The organism is Candidatus Phytoplasma ziziphi (genome assembly GCF_003640545.1).
Lineage (GTDB): Bacteria > Bacillota_I > Bacilli_A > Acholeplasmatales > Acholeplasmataceae > Phytoplasma > Phytoplasma ziziphi.
In genome coordinates, this window is record NZ_CP025121.1 from 365,959 (window position 1) to 390,902 (window position 24,944).

A 24,944-nucleotide genomic window follows, 5' to 3' on the forward strand; every position below is an offset into this window, starting at 1 on the left:
TTTGAAATTTTTTCAGAAAGGTTTGAACATAAAATAATGATTTTTAATTTTGTCAAAAAATTTTTTAACTCCTCTAATAAATACTTAAAAAAAGCTCAATTGTTAGTTAATAAAATGAGTAATTTTAGTGAGGGGTTTGCTAAATTAAATGATGATGATTTTCCTAAAGAAACCGAACGATTAAAAAAAATGTATCAAGCGGGAACTTCTTTAAATGATTTATTACCAGAAGCTTTTGCTTTAACGAAAGAAGCTTGTACTAGAGTTACAGGATTAACTCCTTATAATGTGCAGCTTTTAGGAGCGGTCATTTTATATCAAGGACAAATTGCTGAGATGAAAACAGGCGAAGGTAAAACTTTAACCTCAGTTATGCCCGCTTATTTAAATGCTTTAAGTGGGGAAGGTGTTCATATTGTTACTGTCAATGAATATTTAGCATGTCGTGAATCTGAAGGTGAAATAGGAGATGTATTTCGTTTTTTAGGATTAACTGTTGGGTTAAATATTAAAGACAAAAATATCGAAGAAAAAAAATTAGCTTATAAATGTGATATTCTTTATTCTACTAACAGCGAATTAGGTTTCGATTATTTAAGAGATAATATTCAAAATGAAATCGAAAATTTATTGATGACAAGAGAATATAATTACGCTATTATTGATGAGGTAGATTCGATTTTAATTGATGAAGCCAGAACGCCTTTAATTATTTCCAGTCCTGCGAAACAAGGAATTAAATTTTATAGAGATGCAAATCGTTTTGCTAAAACTTTAAAAGAAAATGGTTATATAATTGATTTAGAATCTAAAACAATTGAATTATCTGAAGAAGGAATCGCTAAAGCTGAAACTTTTTTCCAAATTAAAAACTTATATAGCGGTAATAATTATTCTTTGTTGCATTGTATTAAAAACGCTTTAAAAGCTGTTTTTATTATGAATAAAAATAAAGATTATTTAGTAGATAATAATAAAGTTTTAATTATTGATCAATTTACAGGAAGAGTTTTGCAAGGTCGTCAGTTTAGTGATGGTTTGCATCAAGCTTTAGAAGCAAAAGAAGGTTGTAGCATCGAAGGAGAAACAGAAATTAACGCAACTATTACTTATCAAAATTTCTTTCGTATTTATAAAAAAATATCTGGTATGACAGGAACAGCTAAAACAGAAGAAAAAGAATTTATTAGTATTTATAATATGAGAGTTATTGAAATTCCGACTAATAAATTAATGATTAGAAAAGATATGCCTGATTTTGTTTTTGCCACTTTAGATCAAAAATGGGAATCTTTAATTCAAGATATAGAAGAAAGATATAAAAATAAACAACCCGTTTTAATAGGAACCGTTACAGTAGAAGTCTCTGAACAAATTTCAATAAATTTAAAAAAAAGAAAAATTCCTCATGAAATTTTAAATGCCAAAAATCATTTAAAAGAAGCAGAGATTATTGCTAAAGCTGGTCAAAAAGGTTCTATTACTATTGCTACTAATATGGCAGGTCGTGGTACTGATATTCGTTTAGGAGAAGGAGTAGTAGAATTAGGTGGGTTAGCTGTTTTAGGAACTGAAAGACATGAATCAAGAAGAATTGATAACCAATTAAGAGGTCGTGCTGGTCGTCAAGGAGACCCTGGTTATTCAAGATTTTTTGTTTCAGCAGAAGATGAATTAGTTCAACGTTTTGGTGGTCAACGAATTCAAAAAATGATAATGCTTTTAAACAAAACCCAAGATAATCAAGGGCAAAATAAACCTATTTCTTATAAATTTTTTACTAAATTTTTCACTAATATACAAAAGAAAATTGAATCTTCTAATTTTGATTATCGTAAATTTATTTTACAATTTGATTCTGTTTTAGATGTACAAAGAAAAATTATTTATACACAAAGAAGAGAAATTTTGATGTTAGATAATATAGAAGATTTAGTTATTAATATAATACATAAAACAGTAAATAAAAAAATTAAATATTTTTTATCAAATAAAATAGGAAAAATAGAATATCAAAATTTACTTGATTTTATTGATTATCTAGAAAAATTATTTTTACCTCAAGGTATTCTTAAATTAGAAGAATTACAACAAATAAAAGAAAATAAAAATAATTTTGAAAAAGAAATAATTGAATTAGTTCATGAAAAAATTAAAAATATTTTAGAACAACATAAACAAAACTTGATTATTGATGGTCAGGATTATTATTTCCAAACTTTAAGATTTATTATGCTTCAAAATATTGATAATCACTTTAAGCGTCATATGTCAGATATGAATATGTTGAGCAAAAGTATTAATTTTTTAAGTTACGGACAACAAAATGTTTTAACAGTTTATCAAGATACAGGATGCACTTTTTTTAATGAAATGATGGAAAATATTTGTTTTGAAACAACGCGTATTATTTTAAAATTCTTCTGTTCAAAAGAAGATTTTTTAGAAAGAAAACAACAAGAGCAAATTTTAAGTAAAAATAATTTAAAAAAAGACATTATTAATAGAAAAAACAGAAGAAAACATAAATCTGTTAAAACACCATGGAATTAGAATATTTTTTACAAGGATTATTTAATATATAATGGACAAGTATGAAATCAATAAAACTTTAGAAAATTTAAAAACGATTTTATCAGATTTAGAATATAAAATTAATTTAAAAGAAAAAAAAGAAAAAATCGAAGAAATTAATAAATCGATGGCAGACGCTTCTTTTTGGGAAAAAAGTGATAATGCTACCAAAATAACTAAACAATTTTCTAAATTACAAGAACAAGTTAATTCTTTTTCGAAATTAAAAAAAAATTTAAATGACTTAATTGTTTTGTTAGATTTAACAGAAGAAAATGATAGTGATTTTTTAATTTTGACTGAAGATTTGAAAAAAATAAAAAAAGATATTAAAAATTTTGAAATTAATATTTTATTAAATAAACCTTATGACGAAAATAATGCTATTTTGATTTTACACCCTGGTGCAGGAGGCACAGAATCTCAAGATTGGTGCGAAATGTTATTTCGAATGTATCAAAGATATGCTCAAAGAAAAAACTTTCAAACTAAAATTTTATATTTACAACAAGGTTCAGAAATCGGTTTAAAAGCAGTTAGTTTATTGATTAAAGGTAATTATGCTTACGGATATTTAAAAGCCGAAAGAGGAGTTCATAGATTAGTGAGAGTATCCCCTTTCGATTCCAATTTACGTAGACATACTTCTTTTGTATCTTGTGAAGTTTTACCTGAAATAAACGAAGAAATTGAAATTAATATTAAAGATGAAGATTTAAGAATTGATGTTTTTCGTAGTAGCGGAGCTGGTGGACAACACGTTAATACAACTGATTCGGCTGTGAGAATAACTCATTTACCTACTAATATAGTGGTAAACTGTCAAAACGAAAGAAGCCAAATCAAAAATAGAGAAACAGCCTTACAAATTTTAAAAACTAAATTATTAAATTTAGCTCTTATGAAACAAAAAGAAAATGAAAATAATTTAAAAGAAGACCAAAAAGATATTAGTTGGGGCAACCAAATTCGAAGTTATGTTTTTCATCCTTATCAAATGGTAAAAGATCATCGTACTAATCATGAATTTTTTCAAATTGAATTAGTTATGAATGGTTATTTAGATGAATTTATCAATGCTTTTTTAAAACAATAAAAATAATTATAATTTTATAAAATTTTTATTTAAAAAAAGTTATAATTGAAAATTTAATTTTATATAAATTCTTAATATTAAGGCGATTTGGTTTAATATATAAAATATGATAAATCATAAAAAAATTTCTGGTAATGTTTTTTATAAATGGTTTTGGATTATATTAAATGATTTTTTATTGGCTTTTGCTATTTATTTTTTTATTTTAGGTCCGAAATTGAATAATGGCGGTTTAGATGGGTTATCTTTATTAACAGCACAAATTATTAAATTTGTTTCAGTTAATAAATTTTTATTAGAATCAAATAGTTTTGATTTATGGATATTTATTTTTGTTCTTTTTTATAATTTTGTAACTATTTTATTAAGTTATAAATTTTTTGGCAAAGATTTTTGTAAAAAAACAATTTTTTTAGCTTTTTTTTTAACTGGTTGTTTTTTTCTTTTAAATCATTTTATAGGAACAGATCAAAGAAAATTCTTTTTATCAAGAATTTTTGTTGACCTAAATGAAAATGATTTTAAATCATTTATAATATCTGCTCTTTTAGGCGGCCTTTTGATCGGTTATACATTGAGTAATATTCGTAATTTAGGCTATAACACTGGAGGAATGGATATTGTCCAAAAAATTTTAAAAGATATTTGTGGTATAAATTTTATTTTAGTTTTATTGTTTACTGATGGAATGATTGTTTTTTGCTCTTCTTTAATCGAAAACAAACACGGCTTAAAATTTTTTTTTGGTAGATTATTTTGTTCTTTTTTGTCTTTAATTATTGTTGGTTTTGTAATTGAAAAAAGAGATGTTCTTACAAAAAATGAAAAAACATTATAATATTTTCATAAATATTTTATATAATTTGTTTCTTTAAAATATCAAGAAGATATTTTGGATATTTTTGCACAATACTATAAAAATTTATTGAAAAATTATGTATACAATTTACATTTATAAAAATTAAAATGAAAAAACACAATTAGAAAGGTTTTTCAATAAATGTATAAAAACAGTTCTATCAAAATAGAAATGTCAAGTCCTGATTTATATGTTGGTAATTCCTTTAAAAATGCTAAAAGTATTATTGAAGTTTTAAATAAAAGCAAAGCAAGTGTGGTTTTATTTCCAGAATTATGTTTAAGCGGTTATTCAGCAGGAGATTTATTTTTCGAAACTACTTTTTTAGAAGAGAATATAAATTCTCTTAATTTTCTTATTAATAATAATTCTTTCAAAGGTGTTTATTTAATTGGGATGCCTTTTTTATTCAAAGAAGTTATTTTTAATGTAGCTGTGGTTATTCAAAATAAAAAAATTTTAGGTATTGTTCCTAAACAAATGATACCTAATTATAAAGAATTTAGTGAAAAAAGATGGTTCCAATCAGGTAAACATATAGATACTAAAATAATTAATTTTTTAGGACAAAAAGTTCCTATCGGAAATATTTTATTTGTTAATAAACAATTTGATATTATTTTTGGTGTTGAAATTTGTCAAGATTTATGGACTATCGAATCACCTAGTGATTTAATGGTTTTGAATGGAGCGCATTTGATTTTTAATTTATCTTCTTCTACAGAACATTTTGAAAAAGATCGACTTCGTAAATTAGCGGTTTTAAATCATTCACGTAAACAAATAGGTGGATATTTTTACACTAGCAGCGGTATAACAGAATCTTCAGTGGATACTCTTTTTTCTAATCATAAAATTGCAGCTGTTTTAGGAAAAATTATTGGCGAAAAAAATTTAACAAGTTCAGATATTAGTTTGGTAGTAGATGTTTTTATAGATGCTATTAAATATCAAAGACGAATCGATACAACTTATGCAGAACAAAAAATTGGAAAAGAGTTTTCTTTTATGAAATCTTATTTCGAAGTTGAAGAAGTAGATTTTTATGAATTTGAAAAAAATTTTAATTCCAGGCCTTTTTTGGATGATAACAAAGAAGAATTAGAAAAACAATTGAAGTTATCCAATGTTATTCAAGTATTATCTTTGAAAACAAAAATGTCTTCTATATTTAATTCTAAAATCGTATTAGAAATGAAAAACAGATTAAATGAAATTTTGATTCTTTTAGTAGTTGTTCAATACTTTCGCGATAATAAAAAGAATTTACAATATTTAGAAATTATTATCAAAGAGTTAAATTATTCTGATGATCCGCATATTTTATTTTTTACGAAAAAATTATTAAAAAATTTAGGCATAACTAATGTTAAAATTATTAAAGAAAACGAAGTTTCATACTTAGAACAACTTTTCAATGATGGATTTAATAAATTGATTTTAGAAAGCGATAATTTATCAGATTTGGCCGTTGGAAGCATAAATTATAGTTTCCGTTCAGATAATGTTTTTTTATATAATTTAAATTTAGGAATACCTAATACTTTAATGTCCGAATTAATTATTTTTCATTTTAAAGAAAATAAAATATTTATTGAAGATGATATCAAAAATTTCTATTTATATAAAATAGAAAAATTTTTAAATTTTCAAGTTATTGTAGAAGATTTTATTTTATATCATCATTTGAATAATAGTTTTCGAAAAGAAAAGATAGCTTTTTTAATAGAAAAAACTTTTTTGTTAACTTATCAAGAAAGTTTGTTGTTAGTCACACGATATATGAAAAATTTTTATCAAAATCAATATAAAAGAAATACAATGTCTCCTGGGCCTAAAATTTTATCTTATAGTCTTTCTTATCGTACAGAATTAAAAATTCCCATTCACATGGAAAGAGAATAGTTTAAATAAAAAATATTTAAAAATTTAAAGGTCAAATATGAAAAAAAAAGTAATAATTGGTTTATCTGGCGGAGTCGATAGTAGTGTAGCTGCTTTTCTTTTAAAGAAAGCAGGTTATGAAGTCGAAGGTGTTTTTATGCGTAATTGGGATAGTAGCTTGAATTATGATATAGAAGGTAATCCTTTTGTTAATAATAATATTTGCCCTCAAGAACAAGATTTCAGTGATGCTTTGAAAGTCGCTGAACAATTGGATATTAAATGTCATAAGGTTGATTTTTCAGAGGATTATTGGAATCAAGTTTTTACTTCTTTTTTAAACAGTTTAAAAGCGAATTTAACTCCTAATCCGGATGTTTTATGCAATAATAAGATTAAATTTGATACTTTTGTTAAATATGTTGAACAATTTAATCCAGATTATATTGCTATGGGACATTATGCTAGGATTATTTATAAAAACAAAGAAATTATTTTAGCTAAAGCTTTTGATCGTGATAAAGATCAAACTTATTTTTTATCTCAATTAAAGACAGAACAATTAAAAAAAGTTCTGTTTCCTTTAGGCGAGTTAACTAAGAAACAAGTGAGAGAAATTGCCGTGAAGGAAAATCTAATTACTGCTAAAAAAAAAGATTCTACAGGTATTTGTTTTATTGGCGAAAGAAATTTTTTTGTTTTTTTAAATAATTACTTAAATACTAATAAAGGTCCTATAAAAGATATGAATGGTGTCTTTTTGAAAGAACACGAAGGTGTTATTAAGTATACTATCGGTCAAAGAAAAAGATTAAATTTAAAGGTCACAAAAGAAAACCAATCTCCTTGGTTTGTTGTTGGAAAAGATTTAAAGAATAATATTCTTTATGTAGATCAAAATGCCGAAAGTCCTTATTTATATAGCGATTCTGCTTTAATTATTGATGTTGTTTGGAGAAATTGCGAGGGTTATATTTATAAAAAAAATGCTAGAATGGAAATAGAAGCTAAATTTCGTTATCGTCAACCTAATCAAGAAGTGGAAATTATATTTTTAAATGAAAATACAATTAAGATTTATTATCCGCAAAAAATTAAATTAGTTACTCCTGGCCAAGTTTGTTCTTTTTATAAAGGAGATTTTTGTTTAGGCGCTGGCATAATAAAAACAGTCTATTCTCAAAACAAAAAAATGTTATATGTTTAAACTTTATTTTTCTAAATACTTTATAATAATAAAAAAATAGAGAAAGCATAGGTTTATTTATATGGAAGACCAATTAATTCAAAAATTAGAAAATGAGGAAGAGATTTATAAAGAATTAATGGTTCAAATTAATTCATATATTACTGATAAAGATATTTTAAAGCAAATACACAAAGCTTATTTATTAGCTCAACGTAAACATAAAAAACAAAAAAGAGAAACAGGCGAAGATTTTATTATTCATCCTATTCGTGTTGCTCAAATTTTAGCAGATTTAAAAAGTGAACCTAATACTTTGATGGCAGGATTATTACATGATGTTTTAGAAGATACTAATTTAACTTTTGATGAATTAAAATTGGCTGTAGGCGAAGACATTGCTCATATAGTCGAAAGAACAACTAAATTAACTAAAATTGTTTTTAATCAACGTCAAAGACAAATTGAGAATCAACAAAAAATGTTTTTAGCTATGGCTAATGATATTCGTGTTGTCCTTGTTAAGCTGTCTGATAGACTTCATAATATGCAAACTTTAAAAATAATGAGACCTGACAAAAGATTAAGAATTTCAGAAGAAACTTTAACTATTTATGTTCCTTTGGCTCATCGTTTAGGTTTATTTAAAATTAAATCAGAATTAGAAGATTTATCTTTTCGTTATATTAATCCTGAGCAGTATTATCGCATTTCTCGTTTGATTAATATGAAGAAAAATGAAAGAGAAAAATCTATTCAAAAAATTATTGATAATATTCAAACTTTATTTGTTCAATCTAATATTAAAAATTTTTCTATTAGCGGTAGAAGTAAAAATATTTATAGCATTTATAAAAAAATGAAACAAAGAAAAGTAAGTTTTGAAGAGATTTTTGATTTATTAGCGATTCGTATTATTGTAGATGAAGTAGACGCATGTTATCGTTGTTTAGGCATTATTCATTCGAATTATTCTCCTTTACCTTTAAGATTTAAAGATTATATTGCTATTCCAAAACCTAATTTATATCAATCTTTGCATAATACTGTTTTATCTAAGGATGGAACTTTATTTGAGGTCCAAATCAGAACTAGACAGATGGACGAAATTGCCGAAAAAGGCATTGCGGCTCATTGGGGTTATAAAGAAAATAAAATTTATTCTAAACAAGATAAACAATTAGAAATTGCTAAAAAATTAAGATGGTATCAAGAATTAATAAAAATAACAAAAGATTCAGATAATGATTTACATAAAAATTCTCAAAATTTTGTAGATTCTATTAAGAATGATATTTTAACAGAAAATGTTTATGTTTTCACTCCTAAACAAGAAGTTTATGAATTGCCAAAAGGCTCTACTACGATTGATTTCGCTTTTTTTATTCATTCTTCTATTGGTTATAGAATGACAGGAGCCATTGTTAATGGTAAAATTGTTCCTTTAGAATATATATTAAAAAATGGCGATATTATTTCTATTAGAACTAATAAAAATATTTTTCGCGTGAATAAAAAGTGGTTAAATATAGTTAAAACTTCTTATGTTAAAAAATTAATCAAAAAATTCTTTAATAAAGAAAACATAGAATTAGTGAAAAACGGGAAAGAAATTTTAGACAAAGAATTATATAATCATAAAATAGATTTTGTTATTGATAAAAATTTTTTAGTTGAAAATTTTAAGAAACAATATATTCAAAATATTAATGAATTATATATCGCTATCGCTAATAAAAAAATTAATTGTCATTTAGTTATTACTAAAATTAATTCTTTTTTAGCAATGAAAAAAAGATTTCAAAAAAAATAAAAATTTTAAATTAATTAATGTTCAATTAAATAGAAAAAATTGATGTCAAGTTTATATCAATTACTTGATGTTTGATAAATTTATAGAGGATCCAATTAAATGAAATTAATTATGAAAAAAATTAAAGGGACCCATGATTTAACATTTGATGAAGTTAAAAAATGGACTATTGTAGAAAATAAAATTAAAAAATATTTAAATAAATATAATTTTAATGAAATAAGAACTCCTATTTTGGAATATAGTGAAGTTTTTAAACGTTCCGCTCAATATTCTGATATGGTTTTAAAGGAAATGTTTCAATTTATAGATAAAAAAGGAAGAAAAATCGCTTTAAGACCAGAAGGGACGGCTTCTATTGTTAGGAGTTATGTCGAAAATAAACTTTATCATTTGAATGAATTAAATAAATTTTATTATTATGGTCCTTTTTTTCGTTATGAACGGCCTCAAAAAGGACGTTATCGCCAATTTCATCAAATAGGCGTGGAAGTTATTGGTATTCAAAATTTTTTGTCAGAAGTAGAAGTATTTTTTTTGATAAATGATCTTTTGGATATGTTAAATTTAAAAGAGGCTAAAATTATTATTAATAGTTTGGGAGATTTAGAATCTCGAAAACGTTTTTTAAATGATTTTGCCCCTTATATTGAAAAAAACAAAGATCAATTATGCGATTTATGTTTAAAAAGAATAAAACAAAATGTTATAAGAATTTTTGATTGTAAAGAATGTTCTTCGAAAATTTTTTTAAAAAAAGCACCCGTTATTTTTGATTATTTAACTAACGAAGCTAAAGTTAAATTTCAAATAATTTTAGATATTTTACAAAAAGCTAAAATTAATTTTGAAACTGATTTTCGATTAGTTAGAGGTTTAGATTATTATACTGATATTGTTTTCGAAATTTCTTTTTTTTCTGATGTTGATCAACAAAATTATATTTTAGGTGGCGGCGGTAATTATAATGAACTTGTGAAAGAATTTAGCGGCCATCGAATTAATAGTATGGGTTTTGCGATCGGTATGGAACGTTTGATGAACGTTTTAGAAGAAAATATGTTTTTTCAAAATTATCAAAAAGAATGTTTAGATGTTTATTTATTTTCTTTAGATAAAGAAATTATGTTAGATACTTTATTTTTATCGAGAACTATAAAAAAAAATAATATAAAATCGGAAATGAATTATAAAGTGTTTAATTTTCAAAAACAATTACGCAAAATATTAGATTTAAAACCTAAATTTATTATTTTTATAGGAAAAAAAGAAATCGAAAATAATAAATTTAATATTAAAAATGTTTTTAATCACAAAACAGAAATTATAGATAAAAAAGAAATCATTAATTTTTTAAAAGAAGGATTATGCTTATAATATGAAAACAAAATATATTTTTTCTAATAATGAAATAACATTAAAACAGAATGGTCAGAAAGTTTTAATTAAAGGGTGGATCGCTAGAAAAAGAAATATAGGAAAGAAAATATTTTTAATTTTAAGAGATTTTTCAGGAATTGTACAATTGGTGATTAATCATGATCATCATCAATATGATCAAATAGCTTCTTTTAAAGTAGAAACTGTAGTCGAAGTTATAGGATTAGTTCGTGAAAGAATAAATAAAAATTTTAAAATAAAAACTGGCGAAATTGAAATTTTAATTGAAAAATGTCATCTTTTATCTGAGGCTCAAAATTTACCTTTAAATGTTTTTGAACAAACAAATGCTTTAGAAGAACAACGTTTAAAATATCGTTATTTAGATTTGAGAAAAGAAGAACAAAAAAAATATTTAATCAAACGTCATCAAATTACTCAAAATATACGAAAAACGCTTTTAGATAATGATTTTTTAGAATTAGAAACTCCTATTTTATCTAAATCTATTCCTGAAGGAGCTAGAGATTATTTAGTTCCTTCGCGAATCCATCCTTATAATTTTTATGCTTTACCTCAATCTCCTCAAATTTTTAAACAATTGTATATGTTATCTGGTTTTGAAAGATATTTTCAAATAGCGCGTTGTTTTCGAGATGAAGATTTGAGATCTGATAGACAACCTGAATTTACTCAAGTAGATATTGAAACGGCTTTTTTTGACCAAGAAGAAATTATGACTTTAGTAGAAGAAATTATGAAAAATCTTTTTCAGGATATTCTTAAAAAAGAATTAAAAACTCCTTTACAAAAGATAACTTATGATAAAGCTTTGAATTTATATGGAACAGATAAACCTGATTTAAGATTCGATTTATTAATTGAAGATTTAACATCTTATTTTGATTTGACTCAATTAAATGCAAATAATATTAAATCTATAATTAAAGGTATTAAATTGAATATTTCTGATTTTAAAAAATTTTTTTCAAGAAAAAAATTGGATGAATATAAAAAATTAATTAAAAAAAATTTCTCTTTGGATTTGCATTTTATTCAAAAACAAGATAGTTTATTAAAAGGTTATTTAAATAATTGTATTAAAGATGTTTCTTTTTTAGAAGAACAAGAAATTTGTTTTTTTATTTTATTTAATAAAGAGCAGAGAGTTACCGAAGATAATTTGTTAAAAGCTTTAGGTTTTTTAAGAAATGAATTAGCTAAAAATTTAGATTTATATGTATCGCATAAAGAATCTTTATTATGGGTTGTTGATTTTCCTTTATTAGAATTTAATGAAGTAGACAATAGATATTATTCTATGCATCATCCCTTTACTTCACCTATTGATGTTCAACAATTATATGAGACACCTGATAAAGTAAAAGCACAAACTTATGATTTGGTTTGGAATGGTTATGAAATTGGCGGAGGTTCTTTAAGAAATTATCAATCTCAAGTTCAAGAATTTATTTTTAATAAATTAGGTTTTAAAAAAGAAGAGATTGAACAAAATTTTGGTTTTTTCAATGAAGCTTTGAAATACGGTGCACCTCCTCATGGCGGCGTCGCTTTAGGGTTAGATCGTTTAGTGATGTTATTTACTAAAACAAACAATATCAAAGATGTAATTGCTTTCCCTAAAACTCAAAGCGGCCAAGATTTAATGATGCAAAGCCCCAATTTAGTTGATGAAAAACAATTAAATGTGTTAAAATTAAAAAAATTAGAAACAAAAATATAAAATAATAAAAATATCTTAAAATATTCAAAAGGAATTTAAATTATGATTTTTTCTTCTTTATGTTTCAAATTAGATAAACAAAATATTTATATTATTTCTGTAAGTGGTGGTGTTGATTCTATGGTCTTGTTAGATTATTTATATCATTTACAGTATAATTTAGTTGTGGTTCATTTTAATCATTTGAAACGAAAAGAATCATTAGAAGATAAAATTTTAGTTGAAAAATATTGTTTTTCAAATAAAATTCCTTTTTATTATTTCGAATTACAAATAGTAGGAAAAAATTTTCAAAATGAAGCTAGAATACTTAGAAAAGAAAAATTAAAACAAATTGCCGAAAAATATAAGACTTTTTATTTAATAACGGCTCATCATTTAGATGATTTAGCTGAAAATATTTTATTCAAAATTTCCCGAGGCAGTTCTTTTTTAGGATATAGTGGCATGCAAGCATCTTATTTTCATGATGGTTTTTATTTTTTAAAACCTTTTTTGTACACTCCAAAAAAAAAAATTTTGGATTATGCTTCTGATAAAAAAATATCTTTTTTAGAAGATTATACTAATTCTTTGAATATGTACACTAGAAATAAAATAAGAAATCAAGTTATACCTTTTTTCAAAGAGATAAATAATTTTTTGAAAAATATTCAAAAGTTTCATTTTCAAATGTCGGAAATTAATAATTTGATAAGAAAACAAACTTATTTTTTTTTAGATAAAAGAATAGATAAAACTTTTTTTAATTTACAATCTTTTTTAAAACTAGATATTGTTATTCAAAAAGATGTTATTTTATTTTTATTGGAAGAAAAAAAAATTGATAAAAATTTTTCTTTGATTAATAATATTGTAAAAGGTTTACAAAATAATAATAAACCTAATATGCAATGGGATTTTTTATCTAAAGAATGTATATTAGTTAAACAATATTATAAATTTTTTTGGAAACAGAGAAACTCCGAAGTTATTTCTAAAAATTTTAAACCTTCCATACATTATGCTTCTGATAAAAATTTTTTATCTTTTTGTTTTGCGACGCAAAAGATATTTTATGATCAAAATTGTCTTCAACCACCTTTTTTGGTGAGAACTAAAAAAATAGGTGATATTTTAAAATTTTCTTTTGGAACTCAAAAATTAAAAAAATTTTTTATTAATTCTAAAATACCTTTACATGAAAGGAAAAAGATTTGGTTAGTAACGGATCAACAAAATATTATTATTTGGATTCCTAATTTATATTTAAATTCTACACTTGGAAGAGATAAATTTCTTTATTTGGGTTTAAAGAAAGAAAATAATTGATTTATTATTATATGTTTATTTTTGCAAAATTTCTTTTTTTATTTTAAAATTAATAAAAAGAATTTTTATTTTTGTAATTAAGGAGTTTTTAATGGATTGGAATTTGCCGAATTGGTTTAATTGTGATAATTTTCGATTTTTTATTTCTTTTTTTGCAGGTTTAATTTCGGGATTTATATTTTTTTCTTTAGTATATTTATTTTCTATTTTAAGAAATTTTAATAAAAACATTTATCAAACAGAAAATAAAAATGATAAATTATCAAATGAAGATATGAATGAATTAATTAAGGAGAAACAAGCAATTTTTAAACAAGATATCAAAAAGAAACCAGATGATTATATTTCTTCTTTATTATTCAATTGTAAAAATTTAATTTTAGAAGTATCTTCTACTTTTTATCCTAAGTCTGAATTTCCCTATTTAGAACTGAATATTAAAGAAAGTTTAGCTTTAATTCAGTATGTTCATGATAGACTAGATAGTTTATTTAATAAAAAAATTATATTTTATTTTAAAAAAATGACTTTGAAACAAATTTTTGTTTTAAAACAAAAATTAGTAGATAAAAAGTATGTACAGAAATATCGTAAAACTCGTAAAATTTATAATATTTTTTCAAATACCTTAAATTTATTAAATCCTTTTCACTGGGTTAAAACAACTTTTATGAAAATTTTTTATGATAAAATTATTATTAAAATAGGATGTTCTATTATTACAATTATGGGAGAAGAAATTTATCAAGTTTATAGTAAAAAAATATTTGAAACTCAAAATATAGATGATATTTTAAATGAATTAGAAAAAGACATTATAAATACTAAAGAGGAATTATTAAAATAAAATAGGCAACGGTATTGTTTCGATGATTGATATTCAATGGTTCCCTGGACATATGTCCAAAACTTTAAAAAATATTAGAAATAATTTAAAATTTGTTGATTGCATTTTAATTCTTTTAGATGCAAGAATTCCTTTTTCTAGTATGAATTTTGAACTTTTAAAACTTTTAAATAATAAACCTTTTTTAATTTTGTTAAATAAAAGTTCACTTGCTGATTTAGATAAAAATAGGTTTTTTCTTGATTTTTTTCATCAAAAAAAATTTTTACATACTTTGAATATCGACGCTAAACAAAAAATTAATATTAATAAGATATATCCAAAAATTAGAGAAATTTTTCAATGTAAAGGAATAAAAATAAAAAAATTTCTAAAATTTATGATTGTAGGTGTTCCTAATGTAGGAAAATCCACTTTAGTTAATTGTTTAGCAGGTAAAAAGGTAATGAAAACAGCTAATTTTCCAGGAGTTACTAAACAAATACAATGGATTAATTTAGAAAATAATATGAAATTATTAGACACACCAGGAGTTTTATGGCCTAAATTTAATTATAAGGAAATAGGATATTCTTTAGCTATTTGCGGTTGTATTAAAGAAACTCTTTTCATAAAAAAAGCAATTATCGATTATTTTTTAAAATACTTACAAATAAATTATTCTCATTATCTAAAAAAACTTTTTAAATTTACTGATTTAGATTTAGAACAAGAAATTTCATTTCAATTTTTGATGACCAAAACACATAATAATATTTCTGATGTTGATTATTTGAAACAAGAAAATAATTTATTATTGATGATTTTTAAAAAAATCCAAAGTAATAAAATGCCAAAAGTTAATTATGATCTTACTTTAAAAACTTTTTTATAGATATATAAAGTAAAATAAAAACAGATATGTCAAAACAAGAAAGTTGATTTGTGTTATGGAAAAAAAAGTTGTTATTTTAGAATCTCCTTCTAAAGCCAAAACTATTAGTAGTTATTTAGGCGATGATTTTTTAGTTTTATCTTCGAAAGGACATATTAGAGATTTAGCTTTGTCAGGTTCAGGACGTTTAGGAGTCGATATTAAAAATAATTTTCATCCTGATTATATTATTATTGATAAACAACAACAAACAGTTCAAGACTTGATTCGAAAAACAAAAAATAAAAAAGTTTTTTTAGCTATGGATCCTGATAGAGAAGGCGAAGCGATAGCTTGGCATTTATCACAAGTTTTGAATTTAGATAAAAAAGATAAAAATAGAATTTTATTTAACGAAATCACTAAAAGTGTTATTCAAAAAGCATTCACAGTTCCTTCTGTTATTAATGAAAAATTAGTAGATTCCCAAGAAACAAGAAGAATTTTAGATAGAATTATTGGTTTTAAACTATCAGGTTTAGTAAAGAAAGTTAATGCTAAATCAGCAGGAAGAGTTCAATCAGTTGCTTTAAAATTAATTGTCGGATTAGAAGAAGAACGTAAAAAATTTGTTCCAGAAGAATATAATTTAATTAGAGTTCATTTTGATAATTTTCAAGCTAATTTAGTAATTATACCTAAGGATCATAAAATTAAAGAAGAAGAAGCGTTTCAAATTTTTAATAAAATTAAAGATAAAAAATTTTTATTAGAAAGTATTCAAAATAAAAAAGTTATTAAAAAACCTCCTAAACCTTTTATTACATCTACATTACAACAAGATGCTTTTCAAAATCTTTCTATGGGAGCCAAAAATACTATGATTACAGCTCAAAAACTTTATGAAGGTGTTGAAATAGATAATTTAAGGGTCGGGTTAATAACTTATATGAGAACAGATTCTTTTAGGATTTCTGATGAATTTAGTACAACAATACAATCTTTTATTAAAAAACAATATGGTAAAGAATTTTTAGGAAGTGCTCAAACATCAAAATATAATAAAAATAAAAATATTAGTGACGCCCATGAAGCTATTAGAGTGACTGATATTACAAGAACTCCTGATAGTTTAACTAAATATTTAACTAAATATGAATTTTATTTATATAATATGATTTATGAACGTACTTTAGCTAGTTTTATGTCAGAAGCTGTTATCAATAAAAATCAATTTTGTTTTAAAGTAGATAAATATAATTTTTTAGCCGAAGCTAATGAAATGGTTTTTGAAGGCTATTATAAAGCTTTACAAACTTCTTTTAAAAATGTTTTTTTACCTCTGTTAGAAATCAATAAAGAATATAGTTACAAAGAGATTGAAATAATTAAAAAAATGACCACTCCACCTTCTCGTTTTACAGAAGCTTCTTTAATTAAAGAATTAGAACATTTAAAAATAGGAAGACCTTCTACTTACGCTTCGATTATAGAGATATTAAAAAAAAGATCTTATGTTATAATTGACGATAAAAAAATGGTTTGTACTGAATTAGGAGTTTTAACTAAAGAAACTTTAGATAAATTTTTTTCTTCTATAATTAATGTAGAATATACAGCACAAATGGAAAAAAAATTAGATGAAATTTCTTCTGGTAAAGTTGATAAATTAAATTTATTAAAAGAATTTTATAATGATTTTATAGAACTTTATGATATGGCTAATCAAAAAATAGAAAAGCCTAAACCTATTGTTACTGAAGAAAAATGTGATTTATGTGGCTCTTTTTTGGTAAAGAGACAAGGTAAATATGGTGATTTTTTAGGGTGCGGCGCTTATCCAAAATGCAAAAAAATTATAAGTTTGAAGACTAAAAAAGAAGAAGTTGTTGAAACAGAAGAAAAATGTGATTTATGTGGCGCTTTTTTAGTAAAAAGAAAAGGTAGATATGGAGATTTTTTAGGTTGTAGTTCTTATCCAAAATGTAAAAAAATTGTCAGTTTAAACCAAAATTTAAAAAAAAGATAAATAAAATAATTTAATAATTACAATTTGTTAAATATTTTTTTATTATAATTTGGTGATTTGTTTTTTCAAAAAATATATCAAAAAGGTGTTTGTATGTTTAATTTTTTAAAAAAATTATTTAAAAAAAATCCTAAAAAAGAATTTTTTTTAGGAATTAAAAAATTAGAATATGATTTTATTCAATGGTCTGATGCTGTTTTAAAAACAGAAAATATTGATTTAACTTTATTAGATGATTTAGAAATTTTATTTATTAAATCAGATATCGGATTTAAAACTTCTTCTTTTTTAATTACGCAAATTAAACAAAGAATTAAAGAAAATCAAATTTCAAAATCTTCTGAATTATTATCTTTAATTAAAAATGAGATACTTTCTTTTTATCAAAAAGGCGACGACGTCCTAAAACAAGAAGAACTTTTATCGGAAAAAGATGAAACACAAATTTTTTTATTTGTTGGTGTTAATGGAGTAGGTAAAACAACGACTATTGGAAAGTTAGCTGCTCAATATAACAAACAAAATAAGAAAGTTTTATTAGTAGCTGGAGATACTTTTAGAACAGGCGCTATAGAACAATTGAAGATATGGGGATCAAAAACTAATAACGAAGTTTTTTATAAAGAAAATAGTAATTCTACTTCAAGTGTATTTTTCGAAGCTTTGACTTATGCCAAAAATAGAGATTTTGATATAATTTTATGTGATACCTCTGGAAGATTAGAAAACAAAGTTAATTTAATGAAAGAATTAGAAAAAGTTAAAAAAGTTATTAAAAAAATATATCCTAAAGCTCCTCATAAAACTTTTTTAATTTTAGATGCTATGATTGGGCAGAACGGATTAAAACAAGTAGAATTATTTAATAAAACAGTTTCTTTAAGCGATATTATTTTAACTAAATTTGATGGAATTGCTAAAGGCGGATTAATTTTAACTATTAAACATATTTATAATTTGCCAACTAAATATATAGGCATTGGCGAAAAAGTAGATGATTTAATATTGTTCGATATTAATCAGTATATTGATGCTTTATTTGGTAAGTAGTTTTTTAAGATTAACATTAATAAGAAGAGGATTATAAAAATAAAATGAGTTTTTTAAGTGATGGTTTTTCTAAAATCATAAATAAAATCAGAGGAAAAAAATTTATTAGTTCTCAAGATATTGAAACGATAATGAAAGAAATTCGTGTATCTTTACTTGAAGCCGATGTAAGTTACGAAGTTATCACTGAATTTAATGAATTAATAAAGCAAAAAACTTTAGGTCAAGAAGTTCTTAAAGGAATTAAGCCTCAAGAACAAGTTATTAAAATTATAAAAGATATTTTGACAATTATTTTAGGTCATAAAAATACTGCTTTAAGTTTAGATAAAAAATTAAATATTATTCTTTTGATGGGATTACAAGGCAGCGGAAAAACTACAACTGCTGGCAAATTATCTTTTTGGATTAAAAAGAAAATGCAAAAAAAAGTTTTATTAATTGCCGCTGATATGTATAGATTTGGAGCTGTAGAACAGTTGAAATCTATTGGTGAAAAGACAGGTATTGAAGTTTTTACTCAAAAAGATGAAAAAGTTTTGGATATTGTCAACAATGGTATAAAATATGCTGAACAAAATAATTTTGATACAGTTATTGTCGATACAGCGGGACGTTTGACTATTGATAATGAAATGATAGAAGAAATAAAAAATATTAAGAAAAAAGTTAATCCTTCTGATGTATTAATTGTAGCCGATGCTCTTTTAGGTCAACAGTCTGTGAATATAGCTAAGAGTTTTCATGAACAAATAGGAGCTACAGGTATTATTTTAACCAAAATGGATTCTGATACTAAAGGTGGAGCTGCTTTATCAATGAAGTATATCACTAATTTACCTATTAAATTTACTTCTTCTTCGGAAAAACATAACGATGATAATTTCGAAATTTTTTATCCAGAACGCATGGCTTCTAGAATATTAGATATGGGTGATATTTTAACTTTAATTGATAATGTAGAAGATAAAATAAATACAAAACAAGACAAAGAAGTTTTAGATAGAATTTTACAAGAAGATTATAATTATAATGATTTAATAAAACAACTTAAGTTGTTAAAAAAATTAGGTTCTATGAATAAAATGTTAAGTTTTATTCCAGGGATCAATTCTAAAATCAAAAAAATGCCTTTTTTAGAAAGTGATGTTATTCAAAAATTTCGATCTATTATTCAAAGTATGACCAAAGAAGAAAGATTGAAACCTAAATTAATTGAAAATAATAATAGAAGAAGAACTAGAATCGTTAAAGGTTCAGGAAGTGAACCAGCCGACATTAGTCATTTAATAGAATTTATTAAAAAACAAAAACAAATATCTAAACAAATGAAGAATTTAGATTTAAATGATGTAAACAATCCTGAAGACTTATTGAGTAAATTTTTAAATTAAAAATGATTTTTTTGTTTATAAATATTTGTTTTGGAGATTAAATAAAAACATGCGTAAATTAGTTTTAGTAGATGGTAATTCTTTAGTTTTTAGAGCTTATTACGCTACTTATTATAAACAACAAAAATTAATGCAAAATAAAGAAGGACAAGATGTAAATGCATTAATAGTTTTTATAAATATGTTTAGAAAAATTTTGGAGCAAACTGAAGATTATATTTGTGTCGCTTTTGATTCTAAACATAAAACATATAGACATAAACTTTACGAAGGATATAAACAAAGTCGTGTTAAAACTCCTGAATCTTTGATTCATCAAATTCCTTTAATTAAAGAATATTTAACTTTGTCAGGAATACATCATTGTTCACAAGATGGTTACGAAGCGGACGATATTATCGGAACTATCGCAAAACAAGCAGGAAGAAATAATATTTCTGTTCTTATTTTTTCTAGTGATAAAGATTTACTTCAATTAGTAGATTCTAATATTACAGTTTGTTTAATCAAACAAGGTTTAAAAAATGTTATTTATTATGATTTTCAAACATTAGAGAAAGAATTCGGTTTGAGTCCTAATCAAATAATTGATTTCAAAAGTATAACAGGAGATAATTCGGATAATATTAAAGGAGTTCCTTCGATAGGACCTAAAACAGCTTTGAAATTATTGGATCAATTTGATAATTTAGAAAATATTTTTGATAATTTAAATAATTTAAATTTAAAAATAAAATCTAAATTAATTCAATTCAAAAAAGAAGTTTTCTTAAATCGCCATTTAGTTACTATTAATAAATTAGTTCCTTTATCGTTTGATTATACTCAAACTCAAATTCAAAAAAAACCATTTTCTGTATTACAAAATTTTTTGCAAAAATATAAATTAAAACAAAATTAAATCTTTTAAAAATATAAAAAAATTTTAATTTAATTCAAAATTTTTTTATATTTTTGAATTAAATGATTATTAAATATAAGTTGTTTTAAAAATATATTTTTATTTCCAAAATAAAATATAAAAAGAGAGATATACAATGAATTGGGAATCACAAATATTCGAAAATCCTCAAGGTAATAGATCGACACCGCCGCCATTATTACCTAAAAAGAAAAAAAAATTGAAATATTATTTATCAATAGTTCAAATAATTGTTAATATTATTTTTTATGTTGTAATGATTTTCTTTTTGTATTTGGGTATTCGTACAATGACAAATAAAAATGGCGATTTGTTAATCGATCAAGATAAAAAATGGGCCGAAGATAAAATAATTAAAGAAAATCATCTTACAATTGAAAATGATTTTCGAAGTTATGAGCCTGTCAAACAACAAATGTTGGAATTAATACAAAATATTAAAGACGCAAATAAAGATATTCCTAGAGGATTTTTGTTACATGGTCCTCCTGGAACAGGTAAGACTTATTTAGCTAATTGTTTAGCTGGTTCTTTGAAACAAAATGCATCTTTTTATGTTGTTAATGGTTCTGAATTTGTAGAAAAATATGTAGGTGTAGGAGCTGCTCGTATTAGAAAACTGTTTAAAACAGCTAGAGAGACGGCTATGAATAAGGGTCAAAAGTATTTTTTTATTTTTATTGATGAAATAGATTCTATAGGTAGAAAAAGAAGTTCGGAAGGAAGTTCATCTATCGAAACAGAAAACAGTTTGAACGCTTTATTATCAGAAATTGATGGTTTTCATTCTGGTGATGGAAAAATTAAAAATTCTCCTTATGGAATTGTTTTTGGCTCTACCAACAGAAAAGATTTGTTAGATGAAGCTTTGATTAGAGAAGGACGTTTAGGTAATCATATTTATTTAGGATATCCTAATCATTCTGATATTAAAGAACTTCTTGAATATTTTTTTAGTAAAAATAAAGATAAAACATTTTTACCTCTATCCGAAGACAAAATAACTTTATCTAAATTTTTATCAAAAACTCATTTTACTGCTGCACAAATTAATTCTTTGATAAAAGAAGTAAAAAAATTAGCTAATGAAAAAGATCATAAGGGCAAAACTATAGTAACAATAGATAATTTTTATGATGCTTGGGACGAAGTAGTTTTAGGACCCAAAAATAAAGTTATTGAAAGCAATTCAGATAAAAATAGAATTATTCAACATGAATTAGGTCACGCTGTTGTATCTAAAGCTTTTAATTTTAATGTAAATCGTATTAATGTCGAGTCGAGAGGTGATAAAGGTGGTTATACATTATCTTTTCCTAAGGAAGATAGAAATTTATTAACTCGTGATGATTTTTTGCAAAAAATTATTATATTGTTCGGCGGAAGAGCAGCCGAATCAATTTTTTATAAATCTGTTAGTATAGGTTCTTCTGATGATTTACAAAAAGCTAAAATAATTGCTTCCGAAATGATAGATAAATTTGGAATGTTAAATCCTGAAGGTTTACCAAATAATGAAAATCAAAAAGTAATAGTCAAAGATAAAGAAACAATAATTTTTGATATTATTAATAAATCTTACTGTACAGCTCAGAAAATTATTGAAAATTATAATACAGACACATATTATAAGGACACATGGAAAAATTTAAATTCTTTCTTCACAGAACCTCACGATCAACTTAAAAATAAAATGAATAATGAACAATTCGAACGTTCAGGATTATTTTATATTTGGCCAAATGATCAGAATTTAATTTAAATTATTGATTTTATTTACATTATTATATAATTTAAATATGATAATGATTTTTTGATTATTTGTATACAATTGAATAAAAACAATTATTATGAAAATTTGTAATATTTTTTTATTAAATTAATAATATTAATTAAATCATTCGAATTAAAAAAAACAAAAATAAATTAAATAGAAATTAGGATATATGAAATTATGAATTTAATACCAATAGGCATCTCAGGAAGACATGCACATTTATCTCAAGAAACACTTGATATTTTATTTGGTTCCAAAAATTATAAATTAACTTTTTATAAAAATTTAAAACAAAAAGGGCAATTTGCCGCTGAAGAAAAAATTGATGTTATGAGTTCATCAGGACAAATTTTAAAAAATGTGCGTATTTTAGGTCCTGTAAGAAAATTAGATCAAGTAGAAATAAGCCAAAGTGACAGCTTAAGAATTAAAATACAAGTTCCTGTTAGATCTTCAGGAGATATTAAAGGTTCTGCTCCAGCTATTTTGATAGGGCCTAAGGGCAAAGTCGAAATTAAAGAAGGCGTCATTATAGCTGATAGACATATTCATTTTTCGCCACAAGAAGCTAAGGAATTTAATGTTGTAGATAAACAAGTAGTTAATATTAAAATTGATGGTATTAAATCAGGTATTTTAGGAAATGTTTTATGTCGTGTAGATGAAAGTTTTTCATTAGAATGTCATTTAGATACTGATGATGCAAGCGCTTTTTTGTTAAAAACAGGGGATTCAGCGCAATTGATTTTAAAAATTTAAATTATTTAAATATTTTTCTTTAATAAATAAAAATAAAATGTATTTTTTAAAATTTTTATTATAATATATATAATAAGCGATTGGTTTATATATTCAATTTGGTTAAAGTTTTAGATTTGAATAAGATAATAATTAAGATTATTTATCAGAAAGAAGTTTATTAGATATTGACTAATAATACAAATAATATAGCATCTAAAGAATACAAACCGCCTCAAGAATTACAAAAACCCGAAGTTTTTAATGATGCTATTTATGGTTACATATATATTGATTATGATTTTGTAGAACAATTAATTAATACTTTTCCTATGCAAAGATTGAGGAGAATTAAACAATTGAGTTTTGTCCATATTGTTTTCAGTTGCGGTGAACATTCTCGTTTTATTCATAGTTTAGGAGTTTATGAATTAGCTAGAAGATTTTTAGACAAAAATAATAATGTTTTAAAAGACATATTTAATCATAGAGATAAAATGCTTTTATTAACTGCGGCTTTATTACATGATGTAGGTCATGGTTCTTATTCTCATGTTTTTGAGGAAATTTTTAAAACTTGTCATGAAAAAAAAAGTGCAGAAATAATCGAAAAACATTTTCAGATTGTTGATATTTTAGATAAACTTGATCCTGATTTTAAATATGATGTCGCTTCTATAATCAAAAAAGAAAATAAATTTCAGTTGATTGAACAACTTTTAACAAGTCAATTAGATTTCGATCGTTTAGATTATTTAAAAAGAGATGCTTTTTTTGTTGGGGTAAGTTATGGTTATATTGATTCTGAACGTTTAATTCGGAGTATAGAAATAGATGAAATAAATAAAAAGATTGTGTTCCAAAAAAAAAATATTTCTGTTATAGAAAATTATTTAATTAGTCGTTATCATATGTATTCTATAGTATATAATCATTCTAAAGTATTAGGATTTTCGGTTATTTTTAGAAACATTTTTAAAAGACTTCTTTATTTATTAGAGGAAAATTATAAATTCGAAATAGATTGCAAAAATAATTCTAATAATATTCTTTCTATTTTAAGAAAATTTCAGAAAAACCCTGATGATATTCAAGCTTATTTGAATATTGATGATTTTTATACAAACACTTTAATCTTTTATTTAAAAGATGAAAAAGATAAAATTTTATCTGATTTATGTTTTGATTTTTTAAATCGTAAGATTTGGAGTTACTTAGATAATAATTATGAAAATAAAAAAAAAATTGAAAAAATTAATAATTATTATGGCCGAAACAAAGAATATTATACTTATGATACAGATATCCCCTTTTGTATTTATAAAAATGATGACGAGAATATTGGTGAAAGTATTTTAATTTATACAAAAGATAAAACACTAACTAAAGTTTTTAGCGAAGAATCGCCTATTATTAATGATGTTGTTTTAAATAAGAAATCGCAAAAAAAACAAAAAAAATTAAAATTTTTTTATAGAGAATATTAA

Annotated in this window: 18 protein-coding genes; all 18 read left to right on the forward strand. The window is 23.6% G+C overall.

The genetic code is table 11. From position 1 onward, the window contains the following. The first annotated feature begins 39 nt into the window (after window positions 1–39). Window positions 40–2,553: a preprotein translocase subunit SecA gene (secA, locus tag CWO85_RS01870; protein WP_121464253.1), complete on the forward strand. Its 2,514-nt coding sequence runs from the start codon at window positions 40–42 to the stop codon at window positions 2,551–2,553. A gap of 31 nt (window positions 2,554–2,584) precedes the next feature. Next, window positions 2,585–3,670, forward strand: a complete 1,086-nt coding sequence (gene prfB, locus CWO85_RS01875; RefSeq protein ID WP_121463996.1) for a peptide chain release factor 2 — start codon at window positions 2,585–2,587, stop codon at window positions 3,668–3,670. A 106-nt stretch (window positions 3,671–3,776) separates the two neighbouring features. Beyond that, window positions 3,777–4,508, forward strand: a complete 732-nt coding sequence (locus CWO85_RS01880; protein WP_121463997.1) for a YitT family protein — start codon at window positions 3,777–3,779, stop codon at window positions 4,506–4,508. Between the two features lie 162 nt (window positions 4,509–4,670). After that, complete coding sequence (locus CWO85_RS01885; RefSeq protein WP_121463998.1) at window positions 4,671–6,434, forward strand: nitrilase-related carbon-nitrogen hydrolase; 1,764 nt, start codon at window positions 4,671–4,673, stop codon at window positions 6,432–6,434. A gap of 37 nt (window positions 6,435–6,471) precedes the next feature. After that, window positions 6,472–7,620, forward strand: a complete 1,149-nt coding sequence (gene mnmA / locus CWO85_RS01890; protein WP_121463999.1) for a tRNA 2-thiouridine(34) synthase MnmA — start codon at window positions 6,472–6,474, stop codon at window positions 7,618–7,620. A 61-nt stretch (window positions 7,621–7,681) separates the two neighbouring features. Continuing rightward, window positions 7,682–9,412 (forward strand): RelA/SpoT family protein, encoded by a 1,731-nt coding sequence (locus CWO85_RS01895; RefSeq protein ID WP_121464000.1) that lies wholly within the window; start codon window positions 7,682–7,684, stop codon window positions 9,410–9,412. Window positions 9,413–9,511: 99 nt separating this feature from the next. Continuing rightward, complete coding sequence (gene hisS / locus CWO85_RS01900) at window positions 9,512–10,789, forward strand: histidine--tRNA ligase (RefSeq protein ID WP_236628345.1); 1,278 nt, start codon at window positions 9,512–9,514, stop codon at window positions 10,787–10,789. Between the two features lies 1 nt (window position 10,790). After that, entirely contained in the window at window positions 10,791–12,536 is a 1,746-nt protein-coding gene (aspS, locus tag CWO85_RS01905; protein WP_121464001.1) for an aspartate--tRNA ligase, read from the forward strand. A gap of 42 nt (window positions 12,537–12,578) precedes the next feature. Beyond that, window positions 12,579–13,847, forward strand: coding sequence for a tRNA lysidine(34) synthetase TilS (gene tilS / locus CWO85_RS01910; RefSeq protein ID WP_121464002.1), 1,269 nt, complete (start codon window positions 12,579–12,581; stop codon window positions 13,845–13,847). Between the two features lie 91 nt (window positions 13,848–13,938). Beyond that, window positions 13,939–14,694 (forward strand): hypothetical protein, encoded by a 756-nt coding sequence (locus tag CWO85_RS01915; RefSeq protein ID WP_121464003.1) that lies wholly within the window; start codon window positions 13,939–13,941, stop codon window positions 14,692–14,694. 22 nt (window positions 14,695–14,716) lie between these two features. Then, complete coding sequence (gene ylqF / locus CWO85_RS01920) at window positions 14,717–15,568, forward strand: ribosome biogenesis GTPase YlqF (protein WP_121464004.1); 852 nt, start codon at window positions 14,717–14,719, stop codon at window positions 15,566–15,568. A 55-nt stretch (window positions 15,569–15,623) separates the two neighbouring features. Further along, the gene (gene topA, locus CWO85_RS01925) at window positions 15,624–17,576 is read left to right on the forward strand and encodes a type I DNA topoisomerase (RefSeq protein ID WP_121464005.1); all 1,953 of its coding nucleotides are present in this window, start codon (window positions 15,624–15,626) and stop codon (window positions 17,574–17,576) included. Between the two features lie 93 nt (window positions 17,577–17,669). Next, window positions 17,670–18,626, forward strand: coding sequence for a signal recognition particle-docking protein FtsY (gene ftsY, locus CWO85_RS01930; RefSeq protein ID WP_121464006.1), 957 nt, complete (start codon window positions 17,670–17,672; stop codon window positions 18,624–18,626). Window positions 18,627–18,670: 44 nt separating this feature from the next. Further along, window positions 18,671–20,020: a signal recognition particle protein gene (gene ffh, locus CWO85_RS01935; protein WP_121464007.1), complete on the forward strand. Its 1,350-nt coding sequence runs from the start codon at window positions 18,671–18,673 to the stop codon at window positions 20,018–20,020. A 49-nt stretch (window positions 20,021–20,069) separates the two neighbouring features. Further along, entirely contained in the window at window positions 20,070–20,921 is an 852-nt protein-coding gene (locus CWO85_RS01940; protein WP_121464008.1) for a 5'-3' exonuclease, read from the forward strand. Window positions 20,922–21,057: 136 nt separating this feature from the next. After that, window positions 21,058–22,704: an AAA family ATPase gene (locus CWO85_RS01945; RefSeq protein ID WP_121464009.1), complete on the forward strand. Its 1,647-nt coding sequence runs from the start codon at window positions 21,058–21,060 to the stop codon at window positions 22,702–22,704. Window positions 22,705–22,896: 192 nt separating this feature from the next. Continuing rightward, on the forward strand, window positions 22,897–23,478 hold the full coding sequence (gene pduL, locus CWO85_RS01950) for a phosphate propanoyltransferase (protein WP_201736606.1): 582 nt from the start codon (window positions 22,897–22,899) through the stop codon (window positions 23,476–23,478). Between the two features lie 167 nt (window positions 23,479–23,645). Next, on the forward strand, window positions 23,646–24,944 hold the full coding sequence (locus tag CWO85_RS01955) for an HD domain-containing protein (protein ID WP_236628346.1): 1,299 nt from the start codon (window positions 23,646–23,648) through the stop codon (window positions 24,942–24,944).

What these genes read in the sequence shown, in the direction of transcription:
- pduL (WP_201736606.1), top strand. Translation starts at nt 22,897, where the DNA reads ATGAATTTAATACCAATAGGCATCTCAGGAAGACATGCACATTTATCT.
- ftsY (WP_121464006.1), top strand. Translation starts at nt 17,670, where the DNA reads ATGTTTAATTTTTTAAAAAAATTATTTAAAAAAAATCCTAAAAAAGAA.
- prfB (WP_121463996.1), top strand. Translation starts at nt 2,585, where the DNA reads ATGGACAAGTATGAAATCAATAAAACTTTAGAAAATTTAAAAACGATT.
- mnmA (WP_121463999.1), top strand. Translation starts at nt 6,472, where the DNA reads ATGAAAAAAAAAGTAATAATTGGTTTATCTGGCGGAGTCGATAGTAGT.
- ffh (WP_121464007.1), top strand. Translation starts at nt 18,671, where the DNA reads ATGAGTTTTTTAAGTGATGGTTTTTCTAAAATCATAAATAAAATCAGA.
- tilS (WP_121464002.1), top strand. Translation starts at nt 12,579, where the DNA reads ATGATTTTTTCTTCTTTATGTTTCAAATTAGATAAACAAAATATTTAT.
- ylqF (WP_121464004.1), top strand. Translation starts at nt 14,717, where the DNA reads ATGATTGATATTCAATGGTTCCCTGGACATATGTCCAAAACTTTAAAA.
- CWO85_RS01945 (WP_121464009.1), top strand. Translation starts at nt 21,058, where the DNA reads ATGAATTGGGAATCACAAATATTCGAAAATCCTCAAGGTAATAGATCG.
- hisS (WP_236628345.1), top strand. Translation starts at nt 9,512, where the DNA reads ATGAAATTAATTATGAAAAAAATTAAAGGGACCCATGATTTAACATTT.
- CWO85_RS01885 (WP_121463998.1), top strand. Translation starts at nt 4,671, where the DNA reads ATGTATAAAAACAGTTCTATCAAAATAGAAATGTCAAGTCCTGATTTA.
- CWO85_RS01915 (WP_121464003.1), top strand. Translation starts at nt 13,939, where the DNA reads ATGGATTGGAATTTGCCGAATTGGTTTAATTGTGATAATTTTCGATTT.
- CWO85_RS01940 (WP_121464008.1), top strand. Translation starts at nt 20,070, where the DNA reads ATGCGTAAATTAGTTTTAGTAGATGGTAATTCTTTAGTTTTTAGAGCT.
- topA (WP_121464005.1), top strand. Translation starts at nt 15,624, where the DNA reads ATGGAAAAAAAAGTTGTTATTTTAGAATCTCCTTCTAAAGCCAAAACT.
- aspS (WP_121464001.1), top strand. Translation starts at nt 10,791, where the DNA reads ATGAAAACAAAATATATTTTTTCTAATAATGAAATAACATTAAAACAG.
- CWO85_RS01895 (WP_121464000.1), top strand. Translation starts at nt 7,682, where the DNA reads ATGGAAGACCAATTAATTCAAAAATTAGAAAATGAGGAAGAGATTTAT.
- CWO85_RS01880 (WP_121463997.1), top strand. Translation starts at nt 3,777, where the DNA reads ATGATAAATCATAAAAAAATTTCTGGTAATGTTTTTTATAAATGGTTT.